This is a genomic window from Acinetobacter sp. ABJ_C4_1 (assembly GCF_044538495.1).
In the GTDB taxonomy this organism is placed as follows: domain Bacteria; phylum Pseudomonadota; class Gammaproteobacteria; order Pseudomonadales; family Moraxellaceae; genus Acinetobacter; species Acinetobacter nosocomialis_A.
On sequence record NZ_JBIUCQ010000007.1, the window covers coordinates 44,744 to 62,737 of the forward strand.

Here is a 17,994-nt window from a genome sequence, read left to right on the forward strand (position 1 = left end):
ACTCCTTTAAATAATCCGAATGTTTGGAAACTTTTGTGCGGACGTTTCAGGAGGTGTTTTATTTTCTTCAGTAAGCAGTCGCTCAATCACCTTACGAGACTGTACACCGCCTGCGTCGATATTGAGCATCAGTAATTTGCGATGTGGGTTGTTTAAAATATTTTGTTGTTGTTGCTCCAGCATTTCTAAATCTTCAGTAAAGATTTTGCCTTGGCCTTCACGAATTTGATCGGTGAGTTCAGCATTATTAGGCTGGAAGTTGCGTGCCATTCCCCAGAAATACCAATGTGAAGTTTCAGTCTCTGGCGTAATAAAATCGACCACAATTGAGGAAACTTTTTTGTCATTTGGCGCGTGATAACCACCATGTCCAGCATGCGCTACACCTACTTCAATATGGACATTACTTGGAGCAAAGAAGTGACAACGTTGCCAACGGTCAACAGGTACATCATCTGCTAAGTGGTTACCACGAAGAGCCATTTGCCAAAATGGAGGTGCGATCACATTTTCCATGTAGCGTTCGGTAATGACATGATCACCATCAACTTTAGTGACAGGTAATGATTCATCAATTTCTTTTTGTCCGATGCTGCTTGAGTGAACATAGGTCTCGTGGGTTAAATCCATCAGGTTATCGACCATCAAGCGATAGTCACACTGGATGTGAAATAGGCCTCCGCCATAGCTCCATTCAGGATGATCTGCCCATTCTAAAGTTGGCAGTTTTGTTTCATCTGCTAAAGCTTTCTCGCCTGGCCATATCCAAATAAAACCGAACTTTTCGACAACCGCATATGCTTTGTTACAAGGAAAGCCATTTACACGTTGGGCTGGCATTGAAACGGTCTTTCCGTCACAGCCCATGACTAAACCATGATAACCACATACAAGGTTACCATCTTCTACATAGCCAAGTGAAAGTGGGGCACCACGATGGGGACAAAAATCTTCAACGGCTGCAACTTGGTTTTCTTTACCGCGATAAAAAACAATTTTTTCACCACAGATGGTGCGACCTAATGGTTTGTCTTGGATTTCTTCTGGACGGCAGGCAACATACCAAGCATTTTTAATAAACATTGTGACGACTCCTTATCACTTATTGGATCCAATTTATAATAAATAAAAATATTGGTCAATTGATAGGCAGTATATTTTTTAAAAATATTGATCTTTAGGTTAGGTTGTTTTGTAGATTTTTAATTGCTATTAAAGACTTTTGTATTTACTTTGAATTTTAGAGGCTAAATTTTTATTCATCTTAATTTGGATCCATAATTCTTCAATCCCATTCTGGATTTGGATAGCTCTTGAAGTTACAAATTTAAAAATGGATAAATAATTTATGGATCCATATTTTTTATTTCATAAAGTTAAAATAAATTATAAATATATTTTTCAATTATTTAATCCGTTGTTGATTAAATTTTAAAAATATTGTTGATTTTTTGGATCCAAATATTCAGTATAGAAAAAGAGCAGGATGCTCAAAAAACAAATATTCCTCTAGGTCATTATGGATACGGATATGCATAACCACCCAATCGCTCATATTAGCAATGTCGTGTGTATGTCTTATCCAAGGGAGATACACAAATGGAAAGAGACGTTCTAAGTGAGATCAATCAAAACAACATGAGCCGTTACCAATGGTTCGTCATTTTGATCTGTATTTGTCTCAATATTATTGATGGCTTTGACGTGATGGTAATGGCATTTACCGCTCCATCCGTGTCAGCAGAATGGTCACTTTCAGGCGCACAAATTGGTTTGTTACTCAGTTCAGGTCTTTTTGGGATGGCTGCCGGTTCAATTTTTCTTGCTCCTTTAGCCGATAAAATCGGTCGCCGTTTACTCATCTTAGTTTGTCTTGTCATTGCAGGTCTGAGCATGTTGGGCTGTGCTTTTGTACAAAGCCACGGCATGTTAGCAGCACTTCGATTTATTACCGGAATTGGGGTGGGCGGCATTCTTGCGAGTAGTAATGTACTGGCAAGTGAATATGCCAATGCTCGTTGGCGCAGTCTCGCAGTGAGCTTAATGTCTACTGGTTATGGAATTGGCGCGACACTTGGCGGAGTGTTATCACTGGCATTGATTGAGCACTTAGGTTGGCGCTCAATCTTTTTAGCAGGTGGGGTGACTACCATTGCAATGCTACTGATCAGCGCATGGTTATTACCAGAATCTTTAGATTACTTACTCGCGAAACGACCAAAACAGGCACTAGAACGAATTAATGCAACTGTAAATCGTATGGGGCTAAACGAATTACCAGTTATGCCTCGTTATGAAAAAATCAGCACGCAAAATGGTAGTGAACTGGGCAAATTATTTGCTGGACAACTTGGATTTCAAACACTTTGTTTGTGGTTTGCATTCTTTTTAGTGATGTTTGGCTTTTACTTCGTGATGAGCTGGACACCAAAAATTCTTATTTCAATGGGGATGTCGCCACACCAAGGTGTAAGTACCGGCATTTTAATTAGTATTGGCGGGATTTTCGGGGCTGCTATTATTGGTTTATTGGCATCACGCATGAAAATTTTTTATGCCTTAAGCCTGTTTTTAGGGCTAACCTCGACATGTGTTTTCCTATTTGTCGCAGTCTCTGCTCAAGTCAGTATTGCACTCATGGTGGGGTTATTACTCGGTACACTCATTAATGGCTGTGTAGCAGGTTTATATTCGATTTCTCCAACAATTTATGATGCTGAAATTCGTAGTCGCGGCGTGGGCTATGCAATTGGTTTTGGACGAATTGGGGCAATTTTATCGCCAACGGTCGCAGGCATTTTTCTGGATAAAGGTATAGCACCCGCAACACTGTATGCCTATTACGGTGTGGTGTTTATTTTGGCTATTTTCCTGATTTTAAGTTTAGGTAGTGCTTTTTACCGCAGTCAAAAAGAGCAAAACTACTCTCTTAAAACAGCACCTTAATCCATTAAAAATTAAAAAGTTGAGATAAAAAATGAAAAAGACACCATTGTGGGTGGGGGTATGCTTGTGCCCATTATTTAGTCAAGTCGTGCATGCCGAGTTTATTGCAGACAGTAAAGCTGAGCTGACACTACGTAATTTTTACTTTGACCGAGACTATAAAAAAGACCCATATCCCTATACGGCAGCCAGAGATTGGGCGCAGGGTCTAATTTTTAAAGGACAGTCTGGTTATACCGAAGGGACAGTTGGGTTTGGTGTAGATGTACTGGCAATGGCAGGTTTTAACCTGATGGGAAGCCGTGCTGATGACTATGCGCGTAGTGGCTTATTACCAGTGAATACCGATAATTCGCGTGATGATTATTATGGAAAAATAGGTATTACAGGAAAGGCTAAATTTAGAAAAAATGAGCTTTTTGTGGGAGATTTAGTTCCACAATTACCAACCATATTTTCATCGCCAGCGCGTTTGTTCCCTCAGACTTATCGTGGTATCCGCTTTGTTTCAAATGAAATTCCAAATCTTCAACTCGAAGGCTTTTATGTCGACGAAGTACGTCAGCGCGACTCAATCCGTTATACCGATGTTGGAACAGACAATATCAACCATCGTTTTGACAAAGCGGCAACTACCGATTCTTTTTATACATTAGGTGGAAGCTATCAGTTAAAGGATTATCGTCTACGGGCTTACCATGCTGAACTCAAAGACATTTACCAGCAACAATTTTTAGGTTTTAACGGCAAACAACCTTTAAATGATCAACTTAATTTTTTAAGTGACGTGCGTTTTTTTAATAGTGAAGAAACTGGAAGCAAAAAAATAGGAGAGGTCGATAACCGACATATTAGTGGCTTATTTGGCTTGAACTATCAAAACCATACAGTTTCTTTGGGCTACATGCAGTCATTTGGCTCGACCGGTTTACCATTTTTGTCGGGAACTGAAAGTCCAGTCGTACTTGATTTTATGAGTTCGGACTATTCAAATAAAGACGAAAAAGTCTATTCGATTCGTTATGAATATGACTTTAAAAATGCGCGGGTAGGTGATGTTTCATTAAACGGACTGCGTTTTATGACTCGCTACGCAAAAGGTGAAGACATTGATTTGTTGCAATATGGCGATCAGCGATTTAAAGAGGATTCGCTAGAGTTTGATTTGGGTTATAAAATTCCTGAAGGTAAGTTAAAAGGTTTGGGAATGCGAGCCCGTTTTTCTCACTATCGCAACGATATGCCTACTAATATGACATTTCATTCGGCAAATGAAACGCGGTTAAATGTCGATTACACCTTTAAATTTTAACGTTCAATATTTAACTAAATTCAAGACAAGTTAAAACATTGTGAGCAGCAATGTTTTAACTTTAGTTATCAACTGCACAAAATCCCTCTATAATACCGCCAATCTTATTAAAGCCACTTGAGTCTCTCATTAAACACATGGCTTTAATCTCTCATTTTTTTAAGTCAATTTCTTCGCTGTGATTCGGCTTATTTTTCAATATTTAGAATTTTATGTGTCTGTGCTGACACATAAAAATATTTAGGTGCCAGCATGGAAATCAAGGTTAATTATCTCGACAATCTTCGACAGGAAGCTAAGTTCGATGACTTTACGGTAATTGCCGATCAACCAATTCGCTATAAGGGTGACGGTTCGGCACCGGGCCCATTTGACTACTTTTTAGCATCGTCAGCATTGTGTGCAGCGTACTTTGTTAAAGTGTATTGTGCCGCTCGAGATATCCCAACTGATAATATTCGTTTATCGCAAAATAATATTGTTGATCCTGAAAACCGCTACAAACAAACCTTTAAAATTCAAATTGAATTACCAGCCGATATTTCAGAGAAAGATCGCCAAGGGATTTTACGTTCGATTGACCGTTGTACTGTTAAGAAAGTGATTCAAACGGGTCCTGAATTTATTATTGAAGAAGTGGAAAGCATTGATGCAGATGCACAAGCATTGTTATTGCCAAGCTTAACTTCTGAAAACCATACCTATATTCAAGGTAAAGACCTGCCATTAGAAGAAACCATTGCCAATATGTCTGCCATTTTGGCAAATTTGGGCATGAAGATCGAAATTGCGTCTTGGCGTAATATTGTTCCAAATGTATGGTCGCTACATATTCGTGATGCCCAGTCACCGATGTGCTTTACCAATGGTAAAGGTGCAACTAAAGAAAGTGCTTTGGCATCTGCATTGGGCGAGTTTATTGAGCGTTTAAACTGTAACTTCTTCTATAACGACCAGTTCTGGGGTGAAGATATTGCGAATGCTGAATTTGTGCATTATCCAGATGAAAAATGGTTTAAACCGGGTCCAAATGGTGAATTACCTAAAGAAATCTTAGATGAATACTGTCTTGAGATTTACAACCCAGATGATGAGTTACTTGGCACGCATTTATATGACACCAACTCAGGTAACGTAGAGCGCGGCATTTGCTCGTTACCTTTTGTGCGCCAGTCGGACGGTGAAGTTGTCTATTTCCCATCAAATTTAATTGAAAACTTGTACTTAAGTAATGGTATGAGTGCGGGCAACACTTTGGCAGAAGCCCAAGTTCAATGCTTGTCAGAAATTTTTGAACGTGCTGTTAAACGTGAAATTTTAGAAGGTGAAATTGCACTTCCAGACGTTCCTGAAGACGTATTAGCAAAATACCCAAGTATTGTTGCTGGTATTAAAGGTCTAGAAGAGCAAGGTTTCCCTGTATTAGTTAAAGATGCATCGCTAGGCGGTCAGTTCCCTGTAATGTGTGTGACTTTAATGAACCCGCGTACGGGTGGGGTGTTCGCATCTTTCGGTGCGCATCCAAGTTTTGAAGTTGCATTGGAACGTAGTTTGACTGAATTACTTCAAGGTCGTAGTTTTGAAGGCTTAAATGATTTACCTCAACCGACTTTCCAAAGTAATGCAGTCACTGAGCCGAACAACTTTGTTGAGCACTTTATTGACTCAAGCGGTTTGGTATCTTGGCGCTTCTTTAGTTCTAAATCTGACTATGACTTTGTTGAATGGGATTTTTCTGGCGAAGGCGAAGAGTCGAATGCAGAAGAAGCTGCAACATTGTTCGGCATTCTCGAAGAGATGGGCAAAGAAGTATATATGGCAGTCTATGAGCATTTAGGTGCGACCGCTTGCCGTATTTTAGTACCAGATTATTCTGAAATTTATCTCGTTGAAGATTTGATTTGGGACAATACCAATAAAGCACTTTCATTCCGTGAAGATATTCTAAATCTGCATCGTTTGGATGATGAACAGCTTGAGGCATTGGTTGAGCGTTTAGAAGAATGCGAGCTAGATGATTACACTGAAATCACTACGCTTATTGGCATCGAGTTTGATGACAATACAGTGTGGGGACAGCTCACCATTTTAGAACTGAAATTGCTGATTTATGTTGCTTTACAACAGTTTGAAGAAGCAAAAGAGCTTGTCGAAACTTACTTGCAATATAACACCAACACCGTTGAGCGTGGCTTGTTCTATCAGTGCATGAACGTGGTGCTTGAAGTGATGTTAGATGAAGAACTAGAGCTTGAAGACTACCTGACTAATTTCCGCCGTATGTTTGGTGATACACGAATGGATGCGGTATTAGGTTCTGTCGATGGTAGTGTTCGTTTCTATGGCTTAACACCAACAAGTATGAAATTAGAAGGACTTGATCGCCATTTACGTCTGATCGAGAGCTATAAAAAATTGCATGCAGCTCGCGCTAAAGCCGTAGCGATGTAATTTAAAAAGCGAAATAAAAAAGCCTATTTTTAAATAGGCTTTTTTTATAAAACGACTCGCTAGTTTAAGCAGAAGCTTTAGTAATCTCTATGGTTTCTGCATCTGCTCTATAACCTTGTTGCTCATCCAAAGTATGTTTAGCCGGAATATAAGACATTGCGCGTTCTGCAAGAGCTGTAATGGTGAGACTTGGGTTAACGCCCAAATTTGCACCTAACATTGAGCCATCTACAACGTATAAGTTTTTATAGTTAAAGACACGGTTTTGTCCATCTACCACACCGCGCTCTGGGCTTGAAGCAATTGCACAGCCACCCATACAGTGCGCTGTAAAAGGTACATTAAACAAAATTTCGGTAATAGTCGTCATTGGATGACCATTAAACATTTTGGCAACTTTTTCGGTAAATGCATTGGCCTGTGGAATATACACAGGTAGCTTTTTACCTTCGCTCGATAATACTTTGCCAAAAGGCCAGAACCAATTACGTTTCAAGCGCATATTAATGGAGGCATCAGCTGTTTGCATCACCAAGAAGATTAAAGTTTGACGTGCAAAACTGACAGGATTACTCATACGAAGGAAAATAAATGGATGGCAAATAAGTGCCCATAACCAAAAGAAGATACGCGTCCAACCCGGTTTACCTTTAGCCATGTAAGTACACATGAGGCCCATGGCATCTGAACCAGTTTGGTAACGCGTCGCTTCAATGTGAGTGTCATGGTCAATGTAAATACTTGAACCAATGGCAACACCTTTACTCATGTCGACATCTTTACCAAAAAAGCGAACGCCTAAAATCGACTCGGCATTAGTACGAACCCGATTACCCAAATCATCAGAGATATTTGGCAGTGAACCAGACTGTTTTAAACGGAATAACATCTCTTGCGTACCCAAAGAAGATGCAGAGAAAATCGCGTTACGAACACGCCATGTACGGCGTTGTTTATTGAACCATGAGCTCGAACATTCAGTCGTAACTTCATAGCCATCGCTGCCATCGGCTTTACCATTGAGTGGTTTAACGTCAACGACTTTGGTTTCTTCGTAAACCTTGGCGCCATTTTTTTCGGCAAAGTACAAATAGTTTTTATCTAAGGTATTTTTTGCGTTGTGTTTACAACCTGTCATACAACCGCCACATGCGGTACAGGTTCCGCGGTCTGGACCTTCGCCGTTAAAATATGGGTCAGGGTAGGTCTTGCCGCCTTGTTCACCTTCGGGTGGAAAGAAAGTTGCAACGCGCGTCGGTTTAAACGTATGTCCAACCCCAACTGCATCGCCCATTTTTTTGAGCATGTGGTCGGCAGGACCGAAAATTTTATTATCCGTCACACCAAGCATGCGTTCGGCTTCAGCATAGTGCTGTGGCATTTCATTTTTCCAGTCCGCTGCATCTGCCCATGTACCTTCATCCCAAATATGTTCAGGTGGAACCAGTAAGGTATTGGCATAGGTGATTGAGCCGCCGCCTACAGCATTACCGCAAATAATGGTGACATGGCGAAAAAAACGCATGTTGAAATAACCGAAAAGTTTCATGCCTGGGCGCCAAATCCAGCGACGGGTATTCCAGTTATTTTTAGCAAAATCTTTAGCTTCCCAGCGTCGCCCCATTTCCATTACAGCAACAGAGTAGCCTTTTTCGGTTAGACGGCAAGCAGAAACACTACCACCAAAGCCTGAACCAATAATGAGGTAATCATAGTCATAATTGTTTGTTGTCATGCCGAGGACTCCTCTCTGGCGATATTTTTATATTGACTGTGTATGTTTATCAATGAATTGCCCAATGCGCTCAATCGAGTCATTAGATTCGTTTAGTATACCTGCGTGGAATTGAAAAACATGTCCGACTCGGTCATAAACCCTTAAGTTCGTCGGAATACCATACTTTTCGGTTTGTTCAGCGAGACGGTTTGCATCGTCCAATAAGACTTCTTCGGTACCGACGTGAATCAAAATAGACGGTAATCCAGTTAAGTCGGCATAGAGTGGAGAACAGGTTGGATCAGTTGCCGATTTTTGTCCGCAATAGTTTTTTGCACACCAAGCTAACCAGTTTTCTGACAGCATCGCATCTTGAGCAGCATGAGTTTTCATCGTGCTTCCTGAAAGACTTAAGTCAACCCAAGGCGAAAGTAAAACTAAAGCCGCTGGTAAAGGTAAACCCGCATCTCGTAAAGCAATTACGATACTTAAACTCAGTCCACCGCCAGCAGAATCGCCAGCGATCACGAGTTTTTTCGGGTCCTGCCCTTGAGCAAGTAGAGCTTTATAGACAGCAACGGCGTCTTCAATAGCAGCAGGGTTTGTGTGCTCTGGGGCTAGGCGATATTCAGGTAACCAGACTTGTGCTTGAGCTGCATGTCCAATTTGAGCAGCAAGCTTAGTGTGACTTTTTGAGCTCCCCACCACATAGCCACCGCCATGTAAATACAAGATGCCGAGGCCTGATTGAGTCGTTTTGGGCTGAATATGAACTGTCGGTACTTGAGCAATTGTTTGCTTTTTTGTTTGATAGCCAGGTGGCCCAAGCACAATTGCACTGGCTGCATCACTACAAAAACGTTGTAGCTTTAGTGGCGTTTTAGGGGATAAAGCTGGACGTAGCGTGGTACGAATAGTCCATGCAAGAAGCTGCTTCATAATAAGGACTCATACTAAGCATTTAATGTCAGTCAGCATCCCTTAAAATAAAGAGTATGCTGACCACTATTTTTATTTTGCTGATTTGTTGAGTAGGCGAGTTTGCAAGGCAGTCGCAGTTGCAAAAATCTTTTGGTAACCCTGTGGAAGAATACGCTGAATCACATCAACGGCTTTCGCATCGGCTCCAATGAGTAAGCGGCGACGGTCTTTACGAACAGCTTCTAAAATTTGTTGAGCGGCATCGTCAGCAGGGGTGCGAAGTAATTTATCGAAAGCATCCTGACTTTTTAAAGGATCCATTCCTAAAGACTGGACGCTATTATTCATGCGGGCAGCTTTGGCAATATTGGTACGAATACCACCCGGATGCACACAGGTTGCACTCACTCCAGCATTTTGTAGATCGAGTTCTTGGCGCAATGATTCAGTAAAGCCACGAACGGCAAATTTACTGGCGTTATAAGCACTTTGAGTTGGTTGAGCTGTTAAGCCAAACATACTGGAAATATTAATAATATGCCCGTCACCACTTTGCTTTAAGTAAGGTAAAAACTCTTTGGTCCCATAAACTACACCCCAAAAATTAATACCAATCAGCCATTCAAGGTCTTCATAGCTCACACCTTCAGCCGTACTCCCTATTGCGACACCAGCATTATTAAAAATCAGGTTAACTTGGCCATGCTCATCTACCACTGCCTTTGCCCAAGTTGCAACCTCATCACGTTTAGCCACATCAACTTTTTGAGTGGTGACTTTGATTGAATAAGGTGTTAACAGCTCGACTGTTTCGGCTAACCCGGCTTCACTAATATCAGAAAGTGCCAGATGGCAACCTTGTTTTGCGAGTTCTATTGCAAGTGCTTGTCCAATACCAGAGCCTGCACCTGTCACAGCTGCGACTTTATTTTTAAAAGACTTCATAAAATTCTCCGTTTATTTTTCTCATTTCCTATGGTGAAGCTTGTTTAAGAAATAGCCGAAACCTGAGTGTAGTTTTCAACATCGAAGCGACGAGTACGTTGTCGATATTCAAGAGTAAAACCTGGCCAGTTATTGGTATTTTTGCCATCAGCAGTTTGATACCAACTGGTACAACCTTGCGCCCAGACAGTTTTTTTCATTTTTTCTTGAATGCTTTGATTAAACTCATGTTGAACTTCTGCACGAACATTGGTGAACAAAAGTTTGTTTTGTAAGGTTGTCTGGATAGCATCTAAAATATAATTCACTTGGCTTTCAATCATATAAACAATTGAGTTATGCCCAAGATTGGTATTTGGACCATAAAGCATAAAGAAGTTTGGAAAGCCGCTCACAGTTAAACCGAGATAAGCTTCTGCACCATCTTTCCATGTGTCTTTTAAGGTGCGACCATCGAGACCTGTAATCTGCATGGGCGCCATAAATTCCGTTGCGGCAAAGCCTGTCCCATAAATAATGGTATCGACTTCACGCAGATTTCCTTCCGTATCTAAAATGCCGTTTTCGGTAATTTCTTGAATGCCAGTATTAATCACATCGACATGAGGCTGAGTCAGCGTTTCATACCAATGGTTAGAGATTAAAATACGTTTACAACCAATTGGATAATCCGGCATTAAGCGATGGCGCAACTTCCCATCTTTAACGACTCTACGAATGTGGCGCTGGAATAAATATTCCACCAAAGGCATTTCATTAAGTGAAGTTGTAAAAGCAAGTAGGCGGATTTCATGATGACCATATTGCAAAGCACGGTCTAGACTTTGCAAAATCGGCAATTTACGGAAAGCTTTTTTCTCTAAAGGTTGGTAAACCCGATCTGGTTTAGGAATAACATACGGTGCCGAGCGTTGATAAACGTCTAGATGTGCTACCTGTTTGGCAATTTCAGGTACGAACTGAATTGCGCTTGCACCTGTACCAATCACAGCAACACGTTTGCCAGTTAAGTCATAGTCATGATCCCAACGCGCTGAGTGAAATGCCTTACCTTTAAAGTTTTCAATCCCTTTAAGTTTTGGATAGGCAGGGCGGTTAAGTTGGCCTACCGCGCCCACTAAGAATTCAGCTTCGAACTGTTCACCAGAAGTACTTTGAATGTGCCATACACCTTGCAGCGCATCAAATTCGGCACTGGCTATTTCAGTATTAAATTGAACATGTGGACGAATGTCATATTTTTCCGCACAGTGGCGTAAATATTGATAAATCTCTTGAGATGTCCCATAGCGATTTTTCCAGCCTAGCTCTTGCTCAAAAGAAAAAGAATACAGATGAGAAGGCACATCACAAGCAGCGCCCGGATACGTATTGTCACGCCATACGCCACCAACATCGCTAGCTTTTTCAAAGAGCGTAAATTGTTCAAAACCTGCTTGTTTGAGACGAATGGCAAGGCCTAGACCACCAAAGCCAGTGCCAATAATGGCGATGCGTACATTTTTATTTGAATTAGTAGACGAATTAAACATGGGCTGCTCTAAATCCTTAAAAACAGTGAGCGAAAAATCGCAATTTCCTGTATGCAGAATAGACGTTTATTTGCTTGATTTAGAGGATGGATGAGGACAAAATATTGTGATTCGAGGACATTCTGAGCAATACAGTGAAGTATGCATGGGCTTTTGAACGCAGTGTACATAGTGTTCGGTTAATGGCTGATTTTGCGGTGGAATCAGGTATTTCTTATCAGACGATTTTAAAAGGGACTGGGCTTAGCCAACAACAATTACTCGACCCAAATATGGTGGTGACAGGCCATCAGGAATTACAGCTCATTCAAAACTTGGTTGAGCAACTAGGAGACAGGCCCACATTAGGCTTAGAAGTAGGTACACGCTATCATTTCACCACATTTGGGCCATTAGGTATGGCTCTGATGAGTAGTGCTAGCATTCGTGAAGCACTAGATTTGGCTTTAACCTATTTTACTTTAACTTTTGCGTTTACCCGCTTTGATGTATCCGATACACCACAGGGCGTCCGCATTGAAATTGATGAGCAAGATATTCCCTTATCAGTTCGTCAATTCATTATTGAACGAGACGCCGCTGCGCTCATTACGGTACAACGAGATTTGGTGCAGGACAATTTTTGCCAGTATTTGGCTTTTTCTTTTCAACCCAAAGGTGATGTTCAGCCTTATCAAGACTTATTTGGCGTAATACCAGCATTTGGCTCAGCTAAAAGTTTTGTAATTCTTGATCCACAAAAAGTAGATCAAAAGCTACTTATGGCAAATGATTTGGTGCTACATACAGCCGAAGAACAGTGCCGTCAAATATTGGAGAAACGCCAATCACAAAATAAATTTACAACCTTGGTGCAACAGCAACTTATGAATGTGCGAGGGGAAATGCCTTCTATGGAAATAGTCGCTGAACGATTGCATTTAAATGTCCGTACTTTACGCCGTCACTTGGCATCTGAAGGAATGACTTTTATTCAAATACGTGAAGAAGTGAGGCAAGTTTTAGCTGAGCAATATCTAGCTTTGCCTAAAGTATCTATCGAGCAGATTGCTGAGTGGCTAGGCTATGCAGAACCTGCCAGTTTTATTCATGCCTATAAAAGATGGCATGGGAAAACACCTCATGCGATGCGTTTAATACAAAAATAAAAAAAAGATGAAGGGGCTTTTGCTTTCCCTTCATCTAAAGAGTGGTTTATTTAATAAAGCTCAGTTGCTTGCTGATTTTTTCTAAAATCGGGGCTTTCTTGGCTTGAAATTCAACTTTGTTTTGTTGAATCAGGTTATTGCCTTTAGTATCGATAGAAATAATGAGCGGGCCAAATTCTCTCACTCGATTTATCCAAAGGGTTTCTGGCATACCTAAATCCTGCCATTCAGCGCCTTCAATCTCTTCAACTAAGGTTGCTGCGAGCACCGCGCAACCACCTGGGAAAATCGCATGAACGGCAATATTTTCCTGACATCCAGCAGCTGTTTCTGGTCCCATGCCACCTTTACCTACAATAAGCTTAACGCCAGTTTGTTTGATAAATTCCCGTTCGAATTTCTCCATTCGCATACTGGTTGTTGGACCAATTGAAACCATTTCGAAGTCGTTTTCACCTTTTTTGCGCACAATAGGACCAGCATGAAAAATCGCTCCGCCTTCAAGGTTAACTGGTAGTTCTCGACCTTGTTCGATCAGTCGGCGATGGGCAACGTCACGACAAGTCACTAAACGGCCAGTCAAATAAACCACATCACCGACTTTAAGGTCTAAAAGATCTTCATCTTTGATTGGCGTTGTCAGAATTTTTTTCATAGGACAACTCCTTCATGAGACAAGATTTCATACGACATATCTGGGTTAATCTTAATTTTGCCACGGCGATGTGCCCAGCAACCTGTATTTACGGCAACCCCAATAGTTGATGGGTGGCGTGCAGAAGATTCAATATTGACTCCCATTACGCTGTTATTCCCTGTGAGCCCCTGAGGACCAATACCAATTTCATTAAGACCTTGTTCTAACAGTTGTTCCATTAAGGCAGCGCGTGGGTTCTCACTTGTTGAGTCAACCGGACGCATAATCGCGAGTTTAGAAAGACGAGCTGCGGTTTCAACCGAAGTTGATACGCCTACACCAACCAGTAACGGTGGGCAGGCATTTACACCGCGTTCGGTAATAACATCCATCACAAATTCAGCAACGCCTTCGTAGCCTTGACCTGGCATTAAAACTTTTGCCGCACCCGGTAGGGTACAACCGCCACCCGCCATATAGACATCAATGGTACAAGTGTCGAGTTCAGGCACAATACGCCAGTCTAACCATGGAATTTGAGTACCTGTATTTGTGCCCGTATTTTTTTCATCGAAGGTTTCCACAGCGTTGTGACGTAAAGGACCTATGCGAGTTGCCTTAGCAGTTGCTTCGCTCAAAATATCTTGAAGTTCACCAAGCAAAGGGAAGTTAGCACCTGCTTCAACAAAATATTGAATAACACCCGTGTCTTGGCAGCTTGGGCGGTTGAGTTTATCCGCAGCTTGCTGATTTTCTTCCATCGAGTCATAAACTGATTTAGCCAATGGATTGGTTTCTAAAGTACGCAGTTCAATTAACTTGCTTTTCACATCTTTAGGTAGGCGTTTTCCAATATAAGCCGTAAATTTGGCCATGGTGTCCGTAAGGGACTGGACTGCAATATCTTTGTCCATGTTGTGCTCCTTGAAGAAACTTGTTCAGATCTAATTGATGTAAATAGGGTTAGTGGGTTGCTTTGGCAGTGTTTACTTTCACTTTTTGGGAGAAGCTCAGCACTAGTGTCAGTAAGGTCGAGATAATGAGTAGTCCGGCAACAAAATAGAGTCCACCTGTGAAATCTCCAGTTTGATCTTTAACCCAGCCGATCATGGCAGGGCCTGCAAACCCACCTAAATTTCCGATTGAGTTAATCGTGGCAATGCCTGCTGCTGCGGCTGATCCTGACAAGAACATGGTTGGCATGCTCCATAGCGGTGGCTTGGCACAGCTAATACCGACATTCACAATGGTAAGTGCTGCAATTAATCCAATGACATTGTGTGTGCCTGCTGCAATTGCGAGACCAACCGCTGCGGTTAAACACGCGAGAGCAACATGCCATGTACGTTCATTGGTGCGGTCAGAGTGTCGAGACCATAAAACCATGGCAATGACAGAAATGATTGGAGGAATAGCATTTAAAAGCCCCACAGTCATAGACGTCACGCCAAGCTGTTTAATAATTTGTGGCGCCCAGATGCCGAGTGTATAAAGCCCAGCCGACGTTCCGAAATAAATCAATGCAAGAGCAAGTACTCGTGGGTTGGCAAGACCGCGAAGAATGCTGTGATGCTGAGGTGCATTTTTTCCTACATCTTCTTCCTTCATGGTTTTTACAAGCCATTCGCGTTCATCCTGTTTTAACCAAGTAGCTTGTTCAGGGCGGTCAGTCATATATTTAAAAACCACAACGCCTAAGATGAGTGCTGGTATAGCTTCAATAATGAACATCCACTGCCAGCCAGCGAGACCCCAAATTCCATGCATTTCAAGTAACGCGGCAGAGATTGGTGAACCAACTGCTGTGGCAATTGGGGCGGCTGCCATAAATAAAGCAATCACACCAGCGCGATGTCGTGCAGGAAACCAATAAGTTAAGTACAGAATAATGCCGGGAAAGAAGCCAGCCTCGGCAACACCGAGTAAAAATCGCATAACGTAAAAGCTAGTTGAGCTTTCTACAAACGCCATACCGGCTGCAATCAAACCCCATGTCACCATGACTCGAGCAATCCAGATACGGGCACCGACTTTATGCAAAATAATGTTGGATGGGACTTCAAATAAGAAATAGCCCAAAAAGAAAATTCCTGCACCAAAACCGAGAACCGAGGCGGTAAAGCCTAAGTCTTCTTTCATGGTGAGTGCGGCAAAACCAATATTGACGCGGTCGATATAGGCTATAAGGTATAACAACATAATAAACGGTACGATTCTCCAAGTAATTCGACGTAACGTTCGCTTTTCAATATCCATTTCCATGTCATGACTCCATATTCATGACTACCAATCCTGATTGGTAGTTTTCGCTTTCTTTACCGCTATTGATTCGGCTAGATGGCTTTTTCCCGTTGATCCACAGCATTCCTTCTGCGGACATTGTTATGCTCTTAAATAAGAGATGGCTTATGTCGGGAAACATTGAAATGGATGTTAAACCCTTTAAAAAACTGATGAATCGATATAAAGTTAAATCACTATTGCAAAAAACTTAACAATCATGAATGCAGATACGGAATTAGCTTTCTTTTGTTTATTGGTTAAACAAGGAAGTCTTGTCGCGACGGCACGAGAGTTAAACTTGACCCCACCTGCGGTTTCTAGACGTTTAACTCAGCTTGAAGAGCGTTTAGGTGTAAGGCTTTTAAATAGAACAACACGCCGAATTAGTTTAACCAGTGAAGGTGAGGTCTACTTTGAAAATGCGGTTCGTATTTTAAAAGAGATTGATGAAATGGAGCGTTTGGTTTCAAGTAGTCGGGCAGCACCCAAAGGGGTATTGCGTGTGAATGCTCCTTTAGGCTTTGGTCGTTCTTATATTGCGCCAGCGATTTCTACATTTGCCAAAATCTATCCTGATGTCGATGTCCAACTGCATTTAACAGACCGCCCGATTAATCTGCCAGATGAAGCCATTGATGTCTCAATCCGCTTTGGCGAAATACCTGATTCACGTCTAATTGCAAAAAAATTGGCAGCCAACCGCCGTTTATTATGTGCATCACCTAGCTATTTAAAAACGGCAGGGCAACCACTCACACCTCATGATTTAACACAGCATCAGTGTATTGTGATTCGGCAAAATGATTCTGCTTATGGTAATTGGCGGTTAAGTCATGGCAAACAAGTTGAAACCGTTAAAGTTCATGGGCAACTGAGTACGAATGATGGTGCAGTTGCATTAAATTGGGCCTTAGAAGGCTATGGTATTTTGATGCGGGCAGAGTGGGACGTAGCAAAATATTTAAGAAGTGGTAGATTAGTTCAAGTGCTAGCGGACTATGAAACACCACCAGCAGATGTCTATGCAGTGTATTTAGAGAGACTGAATCTGTCGCCTAAAGTCGCGCACTTTTTAGATCATTTACGCCAATTTTTAAATCAGCATGTCGATGGACCAGAGCCGCGTTCAAGCTGGTAATGATGGCATTAACCTCAATTAAAAAAGCCAACTTAAGGTCTAAGTTGGCTTTCAACATTATTTTCTATTTAAACGTAAATGCAATAATCGTGTTGCTGAGGTGTGGCGAATTTCATCGATTCGTGCATTAAAATATCGTTCAGTAATAGCTTTACCTGAAAGATCTTCGATCACTTCAAATCCCATCTGCTCCACGGCCTGATGTAAATCTCTTGGTTTAAATTGGCCCAATAAAGGCTCTTTCAGCAAATGGGTAAATTGTGCAACGCCCATACTTCCAAGTCGCTCAATACCGTTTAATTCCTGAAAATCGGTCGAATAGTCGAGTACTACTTCACTACCGTTTGCAGCAAAGTTGGCAATACTTTTTAAAGTTTCCAAGGTCGTTTGCGGGTTTAAATAGTGCGTTGTGCCTAACCATGAAAAAAATGCAGGAGCAGATGAATCATAGACACTTCTGGTCAGGGCTTCCGAAATAGACTCTTTTTCAAAGTTAATCGCGACAAACTCAACGGTAGCAGGAATATTTCCTAACTTTTTTAGCTTAGTCTGTTTAGCAGCTTGAGTATCAGGATGATCGACTTCAAAAATTTTCAAAGTAGGGTAATGGTGTGATTCACGTAGTACAAAAGAGTCTAGGCCAGCACCGACTAACACATATTGTTGAGTATTTTGTTGAACTGCCTGATCAAGTAAATCTTCGGCATAACGGGAGCGCCCGACTACTTGTCCAGTAAGTAAACCTAAAGTGCGGTTTAAAACCGAAGAATTCATGACTTTAACAATCAGTGGGTTAGAGAGCAGTTTTTTCCAGCCTTTACTGGTCAGCTCAAAAGCATAAGGGTCTGAAAATACAGGGTTCTTCGTGTTTTGAAAATGATTGGCCCGTAATGCAGCAGCAGCTTCGGCGGTACGACTTGATTGACCTTCTTTCATCTTTATCCTGTTCTTTTATTTCTTGAAG

14 protein-coding genes are annotated in these 17,994 nt (G+C 41.6%); 5 read left to right on the forward strand and 9 right to left on the reverse strand.

Translation table 11 applies throughout. From position 1 onward, the window contains the following. Positions 1 to 6 precede the first annotated feature (6 nt). Positions 7 to 1,083 (reverse strand): Rieske 2Fe-2S domain-containing protein, encoded by a 1,077-nt coding sequence (locus ACIF8R_RS10485; protein ID WP_396480629.1) that lies wholly within the window; start codon positions 1,081 to 1,083, stop codon positions 7 to 9. A 516-nt stretch (positions 1,084 to 1,599) separates the two neighbouring features. On the opposite strand from ACIF8R_RS10485, the gene ACIF8R_RS10490 reads away from it, so the two are divergent. From ACIF8R_RS10490 to ACIF8R_RS10500, 3 genes are all read left to right on the forward strand, one after another. After that, entirely contained in the window at positions 1,600 to 2,946 is a 1,347-nt protein-coding gene (locus ACIF8R_RS10490; protein WP_396480631.1) for an MFS transporter, read from the forward strand. Positions 2,947 to 2,977: 31 nt separating this feature from the next. Then, positions 2,978 to 4,258 carry an OprD family outer membrane porin gene (locus ACIF8R_RS10495; protein ID WP_396480633.1) on the forward strand — a complete coding sequence of 427 codons (1,281 nt, stop codon included), beginning with the start codon at positions 2,978 to 2,980 and terminating at the stop codon, positions 4,256 to 4,258. A 252-nt stretch (positions 4,259 to 4,510) separates the two neighbouring features. Further along, positions 4,511 to 6,709, forward strand: a complete 2,199-nt coding sequence (locus ACIF8R_RS10500; RefSeq protein ID WP_016802978.1) for an OsmC domain/YcaO domain-containing protein — start codon at positions 4,511 to 4,513, stop codon at positions 6,707 to 6,709. 64 nt (positions 6,710 to 6,773) lie between these two features. On the opposite strand, the gene ACIF8R_RS10505 is transcribed toward ACIF8R_RS10500, so the two are convergent. The 4 genes from ACIF8R_RS10505 to ACIF8R_RS10520 form a co-directional block, all read right to left on the reverse strand. Further along, complete coding sequence (locus tag ACIF8R_RS10505; RefSeq protein WP_206261065.1) at positions 6,774 to 8,444, reverse strand: GMC family oxidoreductase; 1,671 nt, start codon at positions 8,442 to 8,444, stop codon at positions 6,774 to 6,776. A 27-nt stretch (positions 8,445 to 8,471) separates the two neighbouring features. Then, positions 8,472 to 9,365 carry an alpha/beta hydrolase gene (locus ACIF8R_RS10510; protein ID WP_396480636.1) on the reverse strand — a complete coding sequence of 298 codons (894 nt, stop codon included), beginning with the start codon at positions 9,363 to 9,365 and terminating at the stop codon, positions 8,472 to 8,474. Between the two features lie 72 nt (positions 9,366 to 9,437). Beyond that, positions 9,438 to 10,292, reverse strand: a complete 855-nt coding sequence (locus ACIF8R_RS10515; RefSeq protein WP_396480638.1) for an SDR family NAD(P)-dependent oxidoreductase — start codon at positions 10,290 to 10,292, stop codon at positions 9,438 to 9,440. Positions 10,293 to 10,336: 44 nt separating this feature from the next. Then, complete coding sequence (locus ACIF8R_RS10520; protein ID WP_396480639.1) at positions 10,337 to 11,824, reverse strand: flavin-containing monooxygenase; 1,488 nt, start codon at positions 11,822 to 11,824, stop codon at positions 10,337 to 10,339. Positions 11,825 to 11,958: 134 nt separating this feature from the next. Here ACIF8R_RS10520 and ACIF8R_RS10525 point away from each other — a divergent pair, with 134 nt between their 5' ends. Next, complete coding sequence (locus ACIF8R_RS10525; RefSeq protein WP_396480641.1) at positions 11,959 to 12,972, forward strand: AraC family transcriptional regulator; 1,014 nt, start codon at positions 11,959 to 11,961, stop codon at positions 12,970 to 12,972. Between the two features lie 46 nt (positions 12,973 to 13,018). Here the strand turns inward: ACIF8R_RS10525 and ttdB are convergent, their stop codons facing one another. From ttdB to ACIF8R_RS10540, 3 genes are read right to left on the reverse strand one after another with little or no spacing between them, the layout of a single operon-like run. After that, complete coding sequence (gene ttdB, locus ACIF8R_RS10530) at positions 13,019 to 13,627, reverse strand: L(+)-tartrate dehydratase subunit beta (protein WP_000722967.1); 609 nt, start codon at positions 13,625 to 13,627, stop codon at positions 13,019 to 13,021. Continuing rightward, positions 13,624 to 14,523 (reverse strand): L(+)-tartrate dehydratase subunit alpha, encoded by a 900-nt coding sequence (gene ttdA / locus ACIF8R_RS10535; RefSeq protein WP_304397155.1) that lies wholly within the window; start codon positions 14,521 to 14,523, stop codon positions 13,624 to 13,626. Before ttdA ends, ttdB begins: the two co-directional genes overlap by 4 nt. Positions 14,524 to 14,572: 49 nt before the next feature. Next, entirely contained in the window at positions 14,573 to 15,871 is a 1,299-nt protein-coding gene (locus ACIF8R_RS10540) for an MFS transporter (protein ID WP_101663793.1), read from the reverse strand. Positions 15,872 to 16,109: 238 nt separating this feature from the next. On the opposite strand from ACIF8R_RS10540, the gene ACIF8R_RS10545 reads away from it, so the two are divergent. Next, complete coding sequence (locus ACIF8R_RS10545) at positions 16,110 to 17,030, forward strand: LysR family transcriptional regulator (RefSeq protein ID WP_000990662.1); 921 nt, start codon at positions 16,110 to 16,112, stop codon at positions 17,028 to 17,030. A 57-nt stretch (positions 17,031 to 17,087) separates the two neighbouring features. On the opposite strand, the gene ACIF8R_RS10550 is transcribed toward ACIF8R_RS10545, so the two are convergent. Beyond that, complete coding sequence (locus tag ACIF8R_RS10550) at positions 17,088 to 17,966, reverse strand: class I SAM-dependent methyltransferase (protein WP_396480644.1); 879 nt, start codon at positions 17,964 to 17,966, stop codon at positions 17,088 to 17,090. Positions 17,967 to 17,994: the final 28 nt, after the last annotated feature.